Consider the following 13,002-nt stretch of genomic DNA (forward strand, 5'->3'; position numbering starts at 1 on the left):
TTTGCATTGAAATGGGGGGCGCTGCTTGTATAGACTTGATCAACGTTGGATAAGGATGGGTGTAAATATAAAATATACCCCGTAATTGTTCTCTGTTAATGATTGTTTTAGAGTAAATACTACTCGATCATGTAGGGTTTTGGATGACTATTTTTAAAGCAGGATATCATTTTGTATTTCTTATTGAAAAGGAGGAAATTTAAAAGACAAGCAGCTGTATTAATCGCTATGCATAAAAAAAGAGCTGCCATGATTCCAGGGCAGCTCTCGTGCAGCAATATGTATTTTATCGCAGTAAGGTCACGTTGCCGGTATACTCTTCGGCTCTGCCGTTCTTGAGCACCACTTTGATGGCATAAATATAGACGCCGGTGGGCTGTGCTTTATCGTTGAAACGTCCGTCCCAGCCTCTGCCGTTGGGATTTTCAGTCTCAAATACCTTTTGGCCCCAGCGATTGTACACGGTCATCGCGAAGCCGCTCACGCCTTTGGAAAGGTACTGGCGGGGGAAGAAGTAATCGTTGACACCGTCGCCATTGGGCGTAAAGGAATTGGGTACATCGGTATAGCAATCTTTCGTTACCACCACATCGTCGGAGCTCGAGCACTGGTCGATGGTTACTGTGGCGGTATACCGGCCATCGTGTCTTACCTGTATTGAGGCCGTTTTTTCACCGCTGCTCCAGCGCCATGTAGCCTTGGGATCGGCTGCGTTAACGGCGTCGGTAAGGGTAAGCGGTGCGGCATCGAGACAGATCGAAGTATCGGCGCCCAGGTCGATATGTGGCATAGGCTTCACCAGCATTTGTATCGTGGCTGAGGCATTGGGACATACGCGGTAGTAGCCATTTACGGTTATCGTATAGGTGCCGGGTAGCTCAAAGGCATGCCGTACCCCGGGGCTTTTCTGCTCCAGCAGATCGGCATTTTCCCCAAAATTCCACTGGAGATCGGTAAGGCCATTCTGTGTATAGTCGGCAAAGAAAGTTGTGATCTGTCCCTGGCAGATGGAAGTATCGCTTTTCGAAAGAAGCAGGTGCGGTACCGAATCGACAAGTATGGTTGTTCTGGCGGTATCGGTGCAGGGAATGCCGTTCCGGGCAACGAACAGTACATGGTATTCGCCCGGTGTATTGAACGTATGGCTGGGGCTTTCCTGCGTTGTGGTGCTGCCATCGCCAAAATCCCAGAACCAGGAGGGCGCTGTACCATGTACTACCGAAGTGGTGGAACCATTGATGAAATTGACGAAGCCACCTACGCAGATCACATCGGGCGAGGTATTGAATGCCGCTTGTAGCGGATGGTTGATATCGATGATCTTAACCGTGCTGTCCTTACAGCCCGATCCGCTGGCAATAAGCCTTATATTATAAATACCCTGGTCGTTGTAGATATGAACGGGGTTTTTGGCCGTGTCGGTGAGGCCATCGCCAAAATCCCAGCGATAGCTGTTGGCAAACTGAGCGGTATTCTGCAGGTAAATCGTGTCGTTGCTACAGCCGGGACCAAGTGTATAGTTGAAGTCGACAATAGGGTTTTGTACTACAGTAACGGTAACCGGGAGCAAGGGGCTCTCACAGCCCTGCAAAGTGGTCTGGCTGGCATACCAGGTATACACACCCGGCGCATTGGTATTGACTACCGGTGCAGCTGCCATCGGCGGGTCGCCCGGCGCTTCATACCATTTGATATTGGTGCCGGAAACGATAGTGAACGGAACAAAGGCCGTACCCGTACAATAGTGATCTATGTAATTGATGCCAGGTGTTACCGGCGGTGAGCTGATCGTTACTTTGGAGGTGTCGCTGATCGCAATACAGTTTGAGTTGGCTGTTGCGCCCTGCGGGCCCGTCTTGTAGCGGATCAGGTAACTGCCCGCTGCGAGGGAGCCGGTGGTAAACGTATAGCTGGTGCTGGCGCTGGGCGCTCCCTGGTCGAGCCAGGTTGTACCGCCGTCGGTGCTGTATTGCCACTGGTATTCGGGCGGATTGTACGGGCTGGCGGTAACGTTGGCGGTAAAATTCAGCGAGGCATTTTGGCAGATCAATGTGTCGATCTTAGGTAGCACATGGGACACAGGCACACAAGGCTGTACGGTGATATCGTCGATAGCCAGGTCGTTGCCGAAGCCGGAGCCCACGGAATTGTTGACCAGCTGCAGCTTTACAGAGCTGCTGGTGCCGTTGCTGAACACTACAGAGTACTGGTGCCACGCGGCGTCGGCAGCTACGTCGCCCGATTCGGAGGAGCCCAGCTCAACGTTTGTTATCGCATCTACCGCCTTCAGCGTCATATTGGGGTACTGGTAGGTGGGGTTGGTTGTCAGGGAGCTCATATTGGCATTAAGGATCCATACCGAAAGCTTCAGCGTAGTGTTGGGACAAAGATCATCCATCACATATTCAAAGAAGACGGTAGCAGCAGTAGAAGGCGCATTGATAAGGAACATCAGACCATTGGTATTGCCGGTATGGTCAGGTGTCGATACCCAATTGCCTTGTCCGCTCGCGGAGGGTACCTTGGCCAGGCCTGAAAAGCCGTCGCTGAGCACGCCGCCTACGGGACCTGCTGCCCCCACAAAGGTTGTCGAAGTGGATGCGCCCGGCGCGTAAGTGTTTAGCGGTCCATACCAGTTATCTGTTGCTGTTCCCTGTCCGAAGGTCTGGTTGACCAATGGTGTTCCCCATACGCCGGTACAGGTGGGCTGGGCATGGACAGAGCCGTAAAGCAGGGTAAGCGCTAGCGCAGTGCCGAGGAGCCTTTTCATGTTTTTCTATTTCGCTTTTGATGCCTGTTGCCGGCTGAGAAAAAGGTCGGTGCCGGCAGCGCCAGATGAGTAAATGATCGGATTTTTATTCTTCTTAACAAAGACGGCTTATTGCTACGCCAGGATGGGTTTTTGCCTGGACTAAAATACCTGTTTTATCCTTTTTAATCAATGCATTACGATATGTGCTACCCTTTTATGTAGGGTGGCTGGGTAAAAGCGAAGAAGCTACCCGGCCGACCGGGTAGCTTCTTCAGGAAATTAAATAAGGTTGCGGCATTCTGTTGCCTTGCGTATAGCATTAAAGAAATGCTACTTCCGTTGGTTTTTGAGATGGTTGAGGAGGATATTCTTAAATTCTCCTTCGGCTTTATACATCGTGGCCAGCTGTTGCGCGGTAATGATCCTGAGAAAATCATCCTTATAGCGGCCTTTGATCTCTACCATTTTCTGCTCCAGGTTCTGCCTTTCTTCCACCTGGTAATTGCTGTTGGGATTTTTTTCCAGGGCTTTGATCGCCCTGCGGTGCACCAGCAGCTCGTCGGAATAGCGATTGTACAAGGGTAAGAATTTTTGCAGCTGCTGCTGGGTAAGATTCATTTGTCCGGTTACATATTCGATTTTTAATTTCCGGATCTGTGGGTCGGGCTTAGCCCGTTCCTGGGCTCCGGCCGTAAAACCGAAGAACAGGGTTAATGCAAGTAACAGGGAAAGTACGGGTTTGATAAACATTTTTTGCTTTATTTAAAGAAACAAACGGCACCTTTTTCTACCACATTTCGGCATCCAGGTAGTCGCGGATCTGCTGCTCTGAAAGATTGTCCAGCACCGGCTGACCGCCGATACTGATATTGGCAATGCTGCCGCCCAGGTTGTTGATGTCTGCTTCATCCATATTGTTCGACAGCCATTCTTTTATATTCTTTTCCGGTATTTTGGCCAGGTCCTGTTCAAAAGAAGCTTTGGACGACAGTGCGCCGCCCGGTACCAGGTAGTGCAGGCCACCCACGGCAAAGATGGCGACTACCGCGGCCGCGGCTGCCCAGCGTGCCCATTTGATGCTGCGTACCGATGGGTGTTCCGCTGTTTTAGCCTGTGGTTGTTGTGCCTTTACCTGGCGGGTAAAAGCATCACCGTTGAAATAGCCGGCGGGCACCACAAATGGCTGCTCTTTCTGAAGGTCGGCCAGCAAAGGCGACAAGGCTTGTATTTCCTCCATTACCGGCGTTTCGCTGTGAAACAGGTTGTGATGCAGCTGCTGCTCAAAGCTGGCAAAGTAACCTGCGGGAAGATCAAAAGGCGTTTCCCTGACGGTATCGGTCCAGGGTACCGAAGTACCCTGCACAATAGCGTCCATAGCTTTTGCCCTGGCCAGTATTTGCTGGTCCAGCGTATCAAAATAGCCCGAAGGAACGGCATAAGGACCGTCTTGGGCTACAGGCAATAATAACGATGTGTCGGCATTCATCGATTGGATGATTGCCGTCATATGCGCTGGGAAGTCCAGGAAATAATTTTCCGGGGTATGAAATACCGGATCATTGGCTGCCTCCACTCCGAGCTCCGCATTCAGTGCCTTTAATTCTGCTGCTATTTCATCCTTCTTTTTCATAGACGCTATTTAGACGCAGGGGGACCTAGCTGGTTTAATCTTGCTTTAAAAATTCCTCTACTTTCTTCACGGCATGATGGTAGGAGGCCTTCAGCGCGCCTGTAGAGGTTTCCAGCACTTTGGACATCTCTTCGTATGGCATTTCTTCGTAATATCTAAGAAGAAACACGGTACGCTGCTTTTCCGGAAGGCTCTGGATCGCCTGCTGCAACCGCCATTCCAGCTTATTGGCGTCGAAGCCTTTTTCGGCCTGCAGCTTATTGGCCAGCCCCGATTCGTGGTCGGAAAGCGAGAGCGAAGCCCTCCGCTTTTCCTTTTCCAGGAAGGTCAGCGTTTCGTTGGTGGCAATCCGGTACAGCCAGGTGTATAGATTGGCTTCTTCCCTGAAATTGTCCAGGTAGTTCCACACCTTGATGAAAACATTTTGCAGCACATCGTTGGCATCCTCATGGTTAATCACCAACCGGCGGATATGCCAGTACAACTTTTCCTGGTATTTCCTGACGATACGGGTGAATGCGGGCTCGCGGGTAGCTTCATTGCGGAAAGCGCTCAGTAGCTCCTTATCGTCGTCCGGCAACAAAGGTTGCGTCATAAATTTTGTTGGATTGAAAAAGGTAAAAGTAATCAATTGAAACCAATAAAGCGCATACAGCCGGCCGATACCGGCAGTATGCCATGGTCTAGGACAGGCAACCCTTTCCCTACCCCTATGTTGGCGATTGCTGCTTACCTTTGCCGCAATGGTACAAAAGAATTTTCCGCGGATCGTATTTATGGGTACGCCCGATTTTGCAGTGGCCTCCCTGGCCGCGCTGGTAACGCAGGGCTACAATGTAGTGGCCGTGGTAACAGCCCCCGACAAGCCCGCCGGCCGTGGTATGCAGCTAAAGGCGTCGGCTGTGAAAGAATATGCCCAAGGCTGCTCCCTGCCGGTATTGCAACCCGACAAGCTGCGCGATACGGCCTTCCTGGAAGCGTTGAGAGCCTACCAGGCCGATCTGCAGGTGGTGGTGGCCTTTCGCATGTTACCCGAGCTGGTATGGAATATGCCGCCCATGGGCACCCTCAATGTGCATGCCTCACTGCTGCCGCAATACCGTGGTGCAGCGCCCATCAACTGGGCGATCATCAATGGTGAAAAAGAAACCGGTGTTACTACCTTCCGGCTGAAGCATGAGATCGATACCGGCGATATTCTCTTGCAGGACAAGGTTGCTATTTTACCGGAAGATAATATCGGTACCTTATATGAAAAGCTAATGCATAGGGGTGCTGCCTTACTATTACAGACCGTTGACGGCCTTGCTGCGGGTACCATAAAGGAACAGCCGCAAGCCGGCAGCGGCGACCTGAAGCATGCGCCCAAAATATTCCGTGAAGACGGGTTGATCCGTTGGGAACAGTCTGCAGAAGAGATACATAACCTGGTACGGGGGCTGTCGCCGGTCCCGGCCGCCTATACGCAGCTCAGCGGCAAGCAACTGAAAGCCTATACCACGTCCTTCAGCATCGAGGTGCATGGACAGGCGCCAGGCCATTACGAAACAGATGGCAAGACCTTCCTGCGCTTTGCAGCTGCAGATGGATGGGTATACATACTGGACCTTCAGTATGAGGGTAAGAAAAGAATGCCTGTCGCTGAATTTCTGCGTGGGTTCCGGATCGCCGGCTGATCCTTTTATTAAGGATGTTCCTGGTGGGTGACGGGCTGCAATCGCGCCAGGTATTGGTCGTTACCATCCTCAAAAAGGACCGTGCAGTGCCAGCCTTCGTCGGTGGCGAGCAATTGCAGCGTAGCCGGGTCGATGTATAGCCAGGAGAACCAGTCCGTCTTCTGCCTCCGGTATTCGTAACGGCAGTGTATCTCGCCGTAATAATGATCCAGCACCGGCAGGCCTTCTTCTTCATACAGATAGGCGACATCGGAAGAGTCGAACAGGAGCTGGCCGCCGGGTTTGAGCCAGTGACGGGCCAATTGCAGGAATTGCCGCAGCCCGGCGGTATTGCCGCAAAGCCCTATGCCATTCATCATCAGGAGCAGGGTATCGAAGGTTTCGCCCTGGTATTGAAATATATCCCCGGTTTGTACTTGTTGTAGCCCCCTTTGCCGCATTACTTCGCCGGCTAATGGAGATATATCCAACGCAGTTACATTTATACCGCGCGATTGCAGGGCCAGGGCATGACTGCCCGCGCCGGCGCCGATATCCAGCACGCTGCCTTCGCAAAGGGTCAGGGCCCGCTGTTCCAGTTCGGGCATCTCACTTTCGTCGCGAAAATAGGTGCTGACGGGCATTTCCACCCTGGGGCCATGATCGTCGTGTACCCAAAGCGTAGCCGCCTTGCCTTTATAATAATAATCGCTGATCGCCTGGCCCAGTATATCCATATATCTCCCGGAAAAAGAGAACTGTCCTTTGCGGGACAGTTCTGTAAACGGCAGTTGATGCCGTAATAATATAGTATGTTCCTGCCATGCTGCAGGTACCTTTATAGAGTCTGGTACTTTTTGTGCGCGACCTCTTCGTATAGGTTTTCGTAGAGCGGGACGATCTTGTCGATAGAGAATTCGGCGGCGTGGGCCAGCGCATTTTCTTTGAATTGCTGCAGGCTTTCGTCGCTGCTCAGGATCGTCATGGCATTGGCAGCCATGGTGTCTACATCGCCTACTTCGGCCAGGAAGCCTGTTTTGCCCTGTATATTGATCTCGGGCAGACCGCCGGCATTGGACGAGATCACGGGAACACCGCAAGCCATAGCCTCCAGCGCCGCAAGGCCAAAGCTTTCATATTGCGAAGGCAGCAGGAAAAGATCGGCAATATTGAGTATCTCCTCCATCTGATCCTGTTTGCCCAGGAAACGAATATCGTTGCATATCTCCAGCCGCCGGCAGAGGTCTTCTGCAGTCTGCCTTTCCGGACCGTCACCGATCATCAGCAATTTGGAGGGCATTTTTTCCCTTACTTTCTGAAATACGGCCAGCACATCTTCCACGCGCTTTACCTTCCTGAAGTTAGACACATGCGCCAGGATCCTTTCCCCGTTGGGGGCCAGCATTTTTTTGAAATGCTCTTTATTGGTAAGGTGAAAGCGGTTGGCATCCACAAAATTGGGGATCACCTGAATCTCCTTTTCGATGGCAAAAGATTTGAAGGTCTCGGCACGCAGGTTTTCGGAAACCGCTGTAATGGCATCGGATTCGTTGATCGAAAAAGTGACCACGCAGCCATAAGTGGAATCTTTGCCTACGAGGGTAATGTCGGTACCATGCAAAGTGGTAATGAAGGGGATATCCTTTCCCTGCTTGCGCAGCATTTGCCGTGCAAAGTAAGCCGATGAAGCATGCGGTATCGCATAGTGGACGTGTAGCAGGTCGAGATCATTATTATTGACCACATTGACCAGGGTACTGGCCAGAGCCGTTTCATAGGGAGGGAAATCGAAAAGAGGGTATTTGGGCACCATCACCTCATGATAGTAAATATTGGGCCGGAATACATTCAACCTTACCGGTTGCTGATACGTGATAAAATGAATTTCGTGTCCTTTATCCGCGAGTGCAAGGCCCAGTTCAGTTGCCATAACGCCGCTGCCGCCGAAGGTAGGGTAGCATACGATGCCTATTTTCATAAAGAGGTGTTGATCAATCCCACAAAGATAGCGAATAAAAAAGCCTGCCGTAATAGACAGACTTTATATTCCGATTAATTAACCTTGTTTTGAATTGGCGATCAGGTAAGCCCTTACCAGGGCGCCGTCGTCCGGGCTTAATTTGGCTTTGGGGATCATCCGTTGCAGCACTTTATCCCATTCGGCGGGGGTACGGCTGCCCGGATCTTTAAGCTTGTGGCATTTGGCACAATTGCCTGTGAAGAGGGTATGGCCTTTCTCCAGCTGATCGGGCGGATACCGGGCAACGATCTGCTCTTTGGTCTCAACCGGCGTTGCGGCTACCGTCTTTCCGGCCTTAGGTGTACAGTAGGCCAGGAAAAGCACGGCGGACGCCAGGAACGCACTTACTGTCAGTTTACGCATAGTCAGTTTTTTATCCTTCGAAGATAGGGATTGTCATAGAATTGTAAAAAACATTTGGCCGCTTGTGTTGTTATTTCTTTGTGACAGGAAAGAAATCCGCGACGGGGTCGCGGCTCCCGTAAATTTTAATCATCTTTGCACCCATGCAAATAAGGATAGTTGTCGCTGCTTCGGAAAACAATATTATCGGCCTGGATAACGAGCTGCCCTGGCGGTTGCCCGATGACCTCCGTTTCTTTAAAAAAATGACCCTGGGCATGCCCGTTGTCATGGGCCGGCATACCTGGGAGTCGCTGGGCAAACCCCTTCCCGGACGTTTAAATATTGTGGTATCCTCACGCATGGAACAAGCGCCGGAAGAAGGCACACAGGTGTTTTCAGGTCTTGAGGATGCGCTGGATTACCTGCGCGGACAGGAATACGAAGAAGTAGCCGTTATAGGCGGCGGACAGCTGTATCATGCCGCACTGGCCTATACTCAGGTCGTTTACCTTACCCGTGTGCATACGGTGCTCGAAAAAGGCACAGCCTTCTTTCCTGTGCTGCCTCCCGAAGAATGGCAGCTCACCTGGGAAGAGCGGCACGAAGCCGATGACAAGCATCTGTATCCCTTTACTTTTCAGAAATGGGAGCGTAAATAGCTCCTTTCTTTTTTTGTGAAAAAAATACTGCAATATGGCCGCCACCTGCTGCGGGCCAAAGGGCGTCACGGCACCCATTCTCCTTTTGTATATGCCTTTGTAGAGCAGGTGATGCGCGCCCGGCCACCCCGCATGCTGCCGTCACAGGATCAGTTCGGGCCGCGTGCGGCCGGCCTGCTGTACCAAACGCTTCGTTACCTGGCGCCACCGGCGATCTATGCCGATCCCTCACTTTACGATGCTGTTACTGCCATTGTTTCGCTGGCATTGCCCGGCGTTGTAGTACACTCCTGGACAGCGGGAACGATACCCGCCCAGACCCTGCTCCTATGCCGCATAGGAACCGAACTGCCCGGCCGGCTGGAAGTTGTGCTGGCACAGCCGGCAAAGGTATTGCTGCTGCAACCGCATGCGGGTAAGGTGGCAACCGGGATATGGGAACAATTGGCCGCCTGGCCAACGGTAAAGATAAGCCTGGATTACTGGCACTTCGGGCTCCTGGTCAACGACGGGGCATTCAAGGCCAGGCAGCATTTCAGTCTACGCTGATGGCGTAGACGCGGCAGCGTTCTGCTTTTTGGTGATATGATCGACGATAATAAGCAGCGTAATGCTAAGGTAAAAGAGCGCACCGATCTTATGCGTTTCCAGCAATTCCGAAAAGAAGTTGTTGACAAAGCCGACGGCAAACATCATCGTTAGCCCCATCGTAACCTTTTTATAAAAAGGATCGCGGCACTGGTGATAGATGCGCTGCGCCTGGGACAGCACGACCATAACCAGTATCCCATACAGGATACAAGCAGGCCAGCCCTGCTCTACCAGCATAAACAGAAAGTAATTGTGCGTCGTGGATCTTTCGGGGTTGCGGCTTACCCAGGTCTTGAACATGGGAGAGGTATAGGCCTTGTAATGGTCGTAAAAGTTATTGGGGCCTACACCGGTTATTGGCCTTTCGCGGCTCATACGGGCGCCGGCGATCCAGCGATAGAACCGTTCCATCGAAGACATGTCGGTGCCACGGAAGGTAGCGGTGATCAGGTCGCCGAAGGTGCGCTGTGTGGCGGTATACTTCATCTCGGGGCGATACTTGACATACAGTTGGTTGTGCGCCAGGTAAAAGATCATGGAGCCGATGAAGATAAAGAAGACAGGCATGATCAGGTTGGCTATCTTTTTACGGATCGCAAAGGCGACGATAAAGCTGAAGAGCACACCCAGCATAGCCGCCCGGGCACCGGCATAATAGATCGCCGGTATCAGGAACAGGATGGTGCCCAGGATGATCAGGCGCAGCAGGGGTTTTCCTTTGGTCAACTGATAAGCCGTGAGCGATAAAGGAAACAGCATCGAGATCACGGTGGAATAATCGACGTGGTTCGCATAAAAAGGGCGCACCACATCGTTGGATGCCCAATAGTCGAAATGGAGGAAGAAATGCCATACGAAGGCAAACAGCGCATGGAGCAGCGCCGGTATGGCAAACAGCAGGTATGCTTTCTTAAAGTCTTTCTGCTCCCGTATAATGAGTACGGGTAAGAGGATATAAGCATTGAGGAACCAGATCTTGGCCGCCAGGAACTTAAGCGATAGGAAATGGTTCTCCGAAAAAATAACCGCAACAATAAGCCATACAAATTGCAGGAAGAGGACGAGCGTAATGGGGTGACGCAGGAACCACTGAGGTATGCGCCTGTAATTGAACGCCAGTACCAGCATCATTACGGGAACAAAGAGCCACATCAGCTGCTCGTCAGGCACTGTAGTAGACAGGGGGCCCAGCTCGATCTCGCAGGACAGTGGAATGGTGAACAGGAAAAACCAGTAAAAGGATTTCCAGTCCAACGAAACCCAGGCGAGCCCGGCCAGCACGAAAGGCGGCGCCAGGAAGATGAAATTGCCGGTGTAAGCAAACAAGGCGATACAAAGCAGCAGCATGGCTGCTCCTGCGTTCAGGATCTGCCTGCCAGTGTACTCGCTGTTCTTTAACCTGGACCAAATCATAGATCAGTTGCGGTCTTTAGGTTGCATAACGTGTTTGTAGAAAGCGGCGATCAGCACCAGGATGCAGCCAAAGAACAAGGCAGCGAGCGTGGCGGCAGCGACAATGATCAGTGTTTTGGGATGCGAGGGCAGGGTGGGTACATAGCCTTCCTGCACCACATAGAAGATCTTCAGCTTGCCATTTGCCATTACTTCATATTCGTTGATCAGGCTGCGGTAAGCAGCAACATCAGCAGCCAGGCGGTCTTTCAGCGCACCGGTCTCCTGCAGCCGCTCCATAGCCTGCGCGCTTTGCGGTGTGGCGGTGCCGGCCGCCATGCTGATGGTATTACCACGGGCCGGCAGCAGCTGGCTGTAGTTGCCGGCAACGGCTCTCAGCGCGCTTATGGAATCGTCAAGCCGTACCATGGTATCGCTCATGGCGGCGATCCTTTCCTTGAGGGATACAGTAATGTCTTTATTGGTGGTGCGGAAATAATCGAGGAAGGTAGCTTCCAGGTATTCCCGGGCAGCGTTGGTGATAGCAGCGGCCCGTTTGGGATCGGGGTCGGTGTAGAACAGCTCAATGTTCTTGGTATCTTCCATGATGGCCTTGAAATTGCCCTTCACCTTTTTGACCAGCTTATCGTCATTTTCCATGCCGTAAGCCTTAGCCAGGTCAAACTTCCGGATCACATGCCATACTATCCCATCGCCTTTCGCTATGGTTTTTACGTGGTCTACGTCGTCGGGGATGGCAAAGAAATCCTTATGCTCATAGGAGGTGGTACGGAATACGTAGTTCCTGTCGATCAGCATCGGGTTCTTGACGATAAATATCGTTTCCGAAGTATACTGTTTCTGCTGCAGCAGGCAAAAGATGATGCTGATCACCAGGGCTGCTATGGTGAGCACAATGAGGAATAGTTTCTTTTTGAATATCTCCCGGAAAATGCCGATCAGATCAAAGCTGGATTCGTTCATTATGTTTGTTTGTAGTTGAGCAATTGTTTTTTATGGTTCAAAAGTTCATTTGCTGAGAATAATGTTGTCCGAAGCCGTTTTTTCGCGGTGCAGGTGCCCTTCGATATCATCCGTTTCCTGCAGGCCGCCCTGGCGGTCCAGCAGGAAGGTCTTGTAGCCTTTTTGCCGCAGCATAGTAACGGCGTTCCGGTGCCCTGTATTGTCCCGTTCGGGCGCGAGGTATTCCATGGCGATCATGGGGCTGTTCTGTTCAAAGAAAGTCAAACCTCCTTTGATCACCTTCAGCTCTGCGCCTTCCACATCGATCTTGATGATGGCAGGACGGAAACCATCGCTGGTAAGCTCATTAACGGTGGTAGCCGGCACTACCGTCTGTTGCGGCTTAAACCCTGCAAACCATTTTTCTTCCTTGAATTGTTCAATATCGATCGCATTGTATTCGGAGAACAGGTTGGGGAATTCGTAAAATGTAATCTCCCCCGGTTCGTCGGCGATCGCCTTGCGGATGACAGTAATATTGCTGCTGCCCGTACAATTACGGGAAAGTATGGCGTGGGTGCGGCCGGCCGGCTCAAGGGCCAGTACTTTTCCTGATGGGCCGGTCAGGTCCGAGGCGATCAATGAAAAGTAACCGTAATGGGCGCCGATATCGAGGAAATGCTGTCCCGGCTCAAGGTTGCGGATGAGAAAACGGGCGAGCCTTATTTCTGAATCATGCGATTTGCCGCCGGTAAGGTAGATATCGGTCGAGGAGGGCAGCACTATGGTCATTTCCCGTCCATTGAACAGTCGGGTTCTCTTTTCCTTCTCCTTACGCGACCGCGGATAAATAAAATCCTTAAAGAGAATGGCCGACAGGTACCGGTACGGATGATGCAGCAAACGGCCGGCCCTTGATGTTTGGGCTAACCGTTCCACTTCCTTCAATTGTTCCAGCATGTCTTCTTTTAAACCCATCCGCGTTTGCCCCTTAA

At 51.7% G+C, this 13,002-nt stretch carries 13 protein-coding genes; 3 read left to right on the forward strand and 10 right to left on the reverse strand.

Features of this window, described 5'->3' with window-relative positions:
* Window positions 1–286 precede the first annotated feature (286 nt).
* The 4 genes from DZK30_RS04230 to DZK30_RS04245 form a co-directional block, all read right to left on the reverse strand.
* A complete protein-coding gene (locus DZK30_RS04230; RefSeq protein WP_118972821.1) occupies window positions 287–2,770 on the reverse strand; it encodes a gliding motility-associated C-terminal domain-containing protein in 2,484 nt (827 codons plus the stop codon).
* Between the two features lie 312 nt (window positions 2,771–3,082).
* Window positions 3,083–3,502, reverse strand: a complete 420-nt coding sequence (locus DZK30_RS04235; RefSeq protein WP_118972822.1) for a hypothetical protein — start codon at window positions 3,500–3,502, stop codon at window positions 3,083–3,085.
* Between the two features lie 37 nt (window positions 3,503–3,539).
* Window positions 3,540–4,382 carry a hypothetical protein gene (locus DZK30_RS04240; protein ID WP_118972823.1) on the reverse strand — a complete coding sequence of 281 codons (843 nt, stop codon included), beginning with the start codon at window positions 4,380–4,382 and terminating at the stop codon, window positions 3,540–3,542.
* A 34-nt stretch (window positions 4,383–4,416) separates the two neighbouring features.
* Entirely contained in the window at window positions 4,417–4,977 is a 561-nt protein-coding gene (locus tag DZK30_RS04245) for an RNA polymerase sigma factor (protein WP_118972824.1), read from the reverse strand.
* A gap of 148 nt (window positions 4,978–5,125) precedes the next feature.
* Here DZK30_RS04245 and fmt point away from each other — a divergent pair, with 148 nt between their 5' ends.
* Window positions 5,126–6,058 (forward strand): methionyl-tRNA formyltransferase, encoded by a 933-nt coding sequence (fmt, locus tag DZK30_RS04250; RefSeq protein ID WP_240432850.1) that lies wholly within the window; start codon window positions 5,126–5,128, stop codon window positions 6,056–6,058.
* Window positions 6,059–6,066: 8 nt separating this feature from the next.
* On the opposite strand, the gene DZK30_RS04255 is transcribed toward fmt, so the two are convergent.
* From DZK30_RS04255 to DZK30_RS04265, 3 genes are all read right to left on the reverse strand, one after another.
* The gene (locus DZK30_RS04255) at window positions 6,067–6,774 is read right to left on the reverse strand and encodes a class I SAM-dependent methyltransferase (RefSeq protein WP_118972825.1); all 708 of its coding nucleotides are present in this window, start codon (window positions 6,772–6,774) and stop codon (window positions 6,067–6,069) included.
* 101 nt (window positions 6,775–6,875) lie between these two features.
* On the reverse strand, window positions 6,876–8,015 hold the full coding sequence (gene bshA / locus DZK30_RS04260; protein ID WP_118972826.1) for an N-acetyl-alpha-D-glucosaminyl L-malate synthase BshA: 1,140 nt from the start codon (window positions 8,013–8,015) through the stop codon (window positions 6,876–6,878).
* A gap of 78 nt (window positions 8,016–8,093) precedes the next feature.
* Window positions 8,094–8,420 carry a c-type cytochrome gene (locus tag DZK30_RS04265; RefSeq protein ID WP_118972827.1) on the reverse strand — a complete coding sequence of 109 codons (327 nt, stop codon included), beginning with the start codon at window positions 8,418–8,420 and terminating at the stop codon, window positions 8,094–8,096.
* Between the two features lie 143 nt (window positions 8,421–8,563).
* Between DZK30_RS04265 and DZK30_RS04270 the strand changes: the two genes are divergently transcribed.
* Window positions 8,564–9,061 (forward strand): dihydrofolate reductase, encoded by a 498-nt coding sequence (locus DZK30_RS04270; protein WP_118972828.1) that lies wholly within the window; start codon window positions 8,564–8,566, stop codon window positions 9,059–9,061.
* Window positions 9,062–9,076: 15 nt separating this feature from the next.
* A complete protein-coding gene (locus DZK30_RS04275; RefSeq protein ID WP_118972829.1) occupies window positions 9,077–9,610 on the forward strand; it encodes a hypothetical protein in 534 nt (177 codons plus the stop codon).
* On the opposite strand, the gene DZK30_RS04280 is transcribed toward DZK30_RS04275, so the two are convergent.
* Genes DZK30_RS04280 through DZK30_RS04290 form a run of 3 tightly spaced genes read right to left on the reverse strand, consistent with a single transcriptional unit; the run spans window position 9,602 to window position 12,985 of the window.
* On the reverse strand, window positions 9,602–11,065 hold the full coding sequence (locus DZK30_RS04280) for an O-antigen ligase family protein (protein ID WP_118972830.1): 1,464 nt from the start codon (window positions 11,063–11,065) through the stop codon (window positions 9,602–9,604). The two genes, DZK30_RS04275 and DZK30_RS04280, sit on opposite strands and share 9 nt — an antisense overlap.
* A gap of 3 nt (window positions 11,066–11,068) precedes the next feature.
* Window positions 11,069–12,028: a Wzz/FepE/Etk N-terminal domain-containing protein gene (locus tag DZK30_RS04285; protein WP_118972831.1), complete on the reverse strand. Its 960-nt coding sequence runs from the start codon at window positions 12,026–12,028 to the stop codon at window positions 11,069–11,071.
* 45 nt (window positions 12,029–12,073) lie between these two features.
* Window positions 12,074–12,985: an FkbM family methyltransferase gene (locus tag DZK30_RS04290; RefSeq protein WP_118972832.1), complete on the reverse strand. Its 912-nt coding sequence runs from the start codon at window positions 12,983–12,985 to the stop codon at window positions 12,074–12,076.
* Window positions 12,986–13,002 lie beyond the last annotated feature (17 nt).

The organism is Taibaiella koreensis, assembly GCF_003545715.1.
In the GTDB taxonomy this organism is placed as follows: domain Bacteria; phylum Bacteroidota; class Bacteroidia; order Chitinophagales; family Chitinophagaceae; genus Taibaiella; species Taibaiella koreensis.

Bases quoted from the DNA above. Each gene is read 5' to 3' on its own strand.
- DZK30_RS04230 (WP_118972821.1), bottom strand. From the start codon at position 2,770: ATGAAAAGGCTCCTCGGCACTGCGCTAGCGCTTACCCTGCTTTACGGC.
- DZK30_RS04235 (WP_118972822.1), bottom strand. From the start codon at position 3,502: ATGTTTATCAAACCCGTACTTTCCCTGTTACTTGCATTAACCCTGTTC.
- DZK30_RS04240 (WP_118972823.1), bottom strand. From the start codon at position 4,382: ATGAAAAAGAAGGATGAAATAGCAGCAGAATTAAAGGCACTGAATGCG.
- DZK30_RS04245 (WP_118972824.1), bottom strand. From the start codon at position 4,977: ATGACGCAACCTTTGTTGCCGGACGACGATAAGGAGCTACTGAGCGCT.
- fmt (WP_240432850.1), top strand. From the start codon at position 5,126: ATGGTACAAAAGAATTTTCCGCGGATCGTATTTATGGGTACGCCCGAT.
- DZK30_RS04255 (WP_118972825.1), bottom strand. From the start codon at position 6,774: ATGGATATACTGGGCCAGGCGATCAGCGATTATTATTATAAAGGCAAG.
- bshA (WP_118972826.1), bottom strand. From the start codon at position 8,015: ATGAAAATAGGCATCGTATGCTACCCTACCTTCGGCGGCAGCGGCGTT.
- DZK30_RS04265 (WP_118972827.1), bottom strand. From the start codon at position 8,420: ATGCGTAAACTGACAGTAAGTGCGTTCCTGGCGTCCGCCGTGCTTTTC.
- DZK30_RS04270 (WP_118972828.1), top strand. From the start codon at position 8,564: ATGCAAATAAGGATAGTTGTCGCTGCTTCGGAAAACAATATTATCGGC.
- DZK30_RS04280 (WP_118972830.1), bottom strand. From the start codon at position 11,065: ATGATTTGGTCCAGGTTAAAGAACAGCGAGTACACTGGCAGGCAGATC.
- DZK30_RS04285 (WP_118972831.1), bottom strand. From the start codon at position 12,028: ATGAACGAATCCAGCTTTGATCTGATCGGCATTTTCCGGGAGATATTC.
- DZK30_RS04290 (WP_118972832.1), bottom strand. From the start codon at position 12,985: ATGGGTTTAAAAGAAGACATGCTGGAACAATTGAAGGAAGTGGAACGG.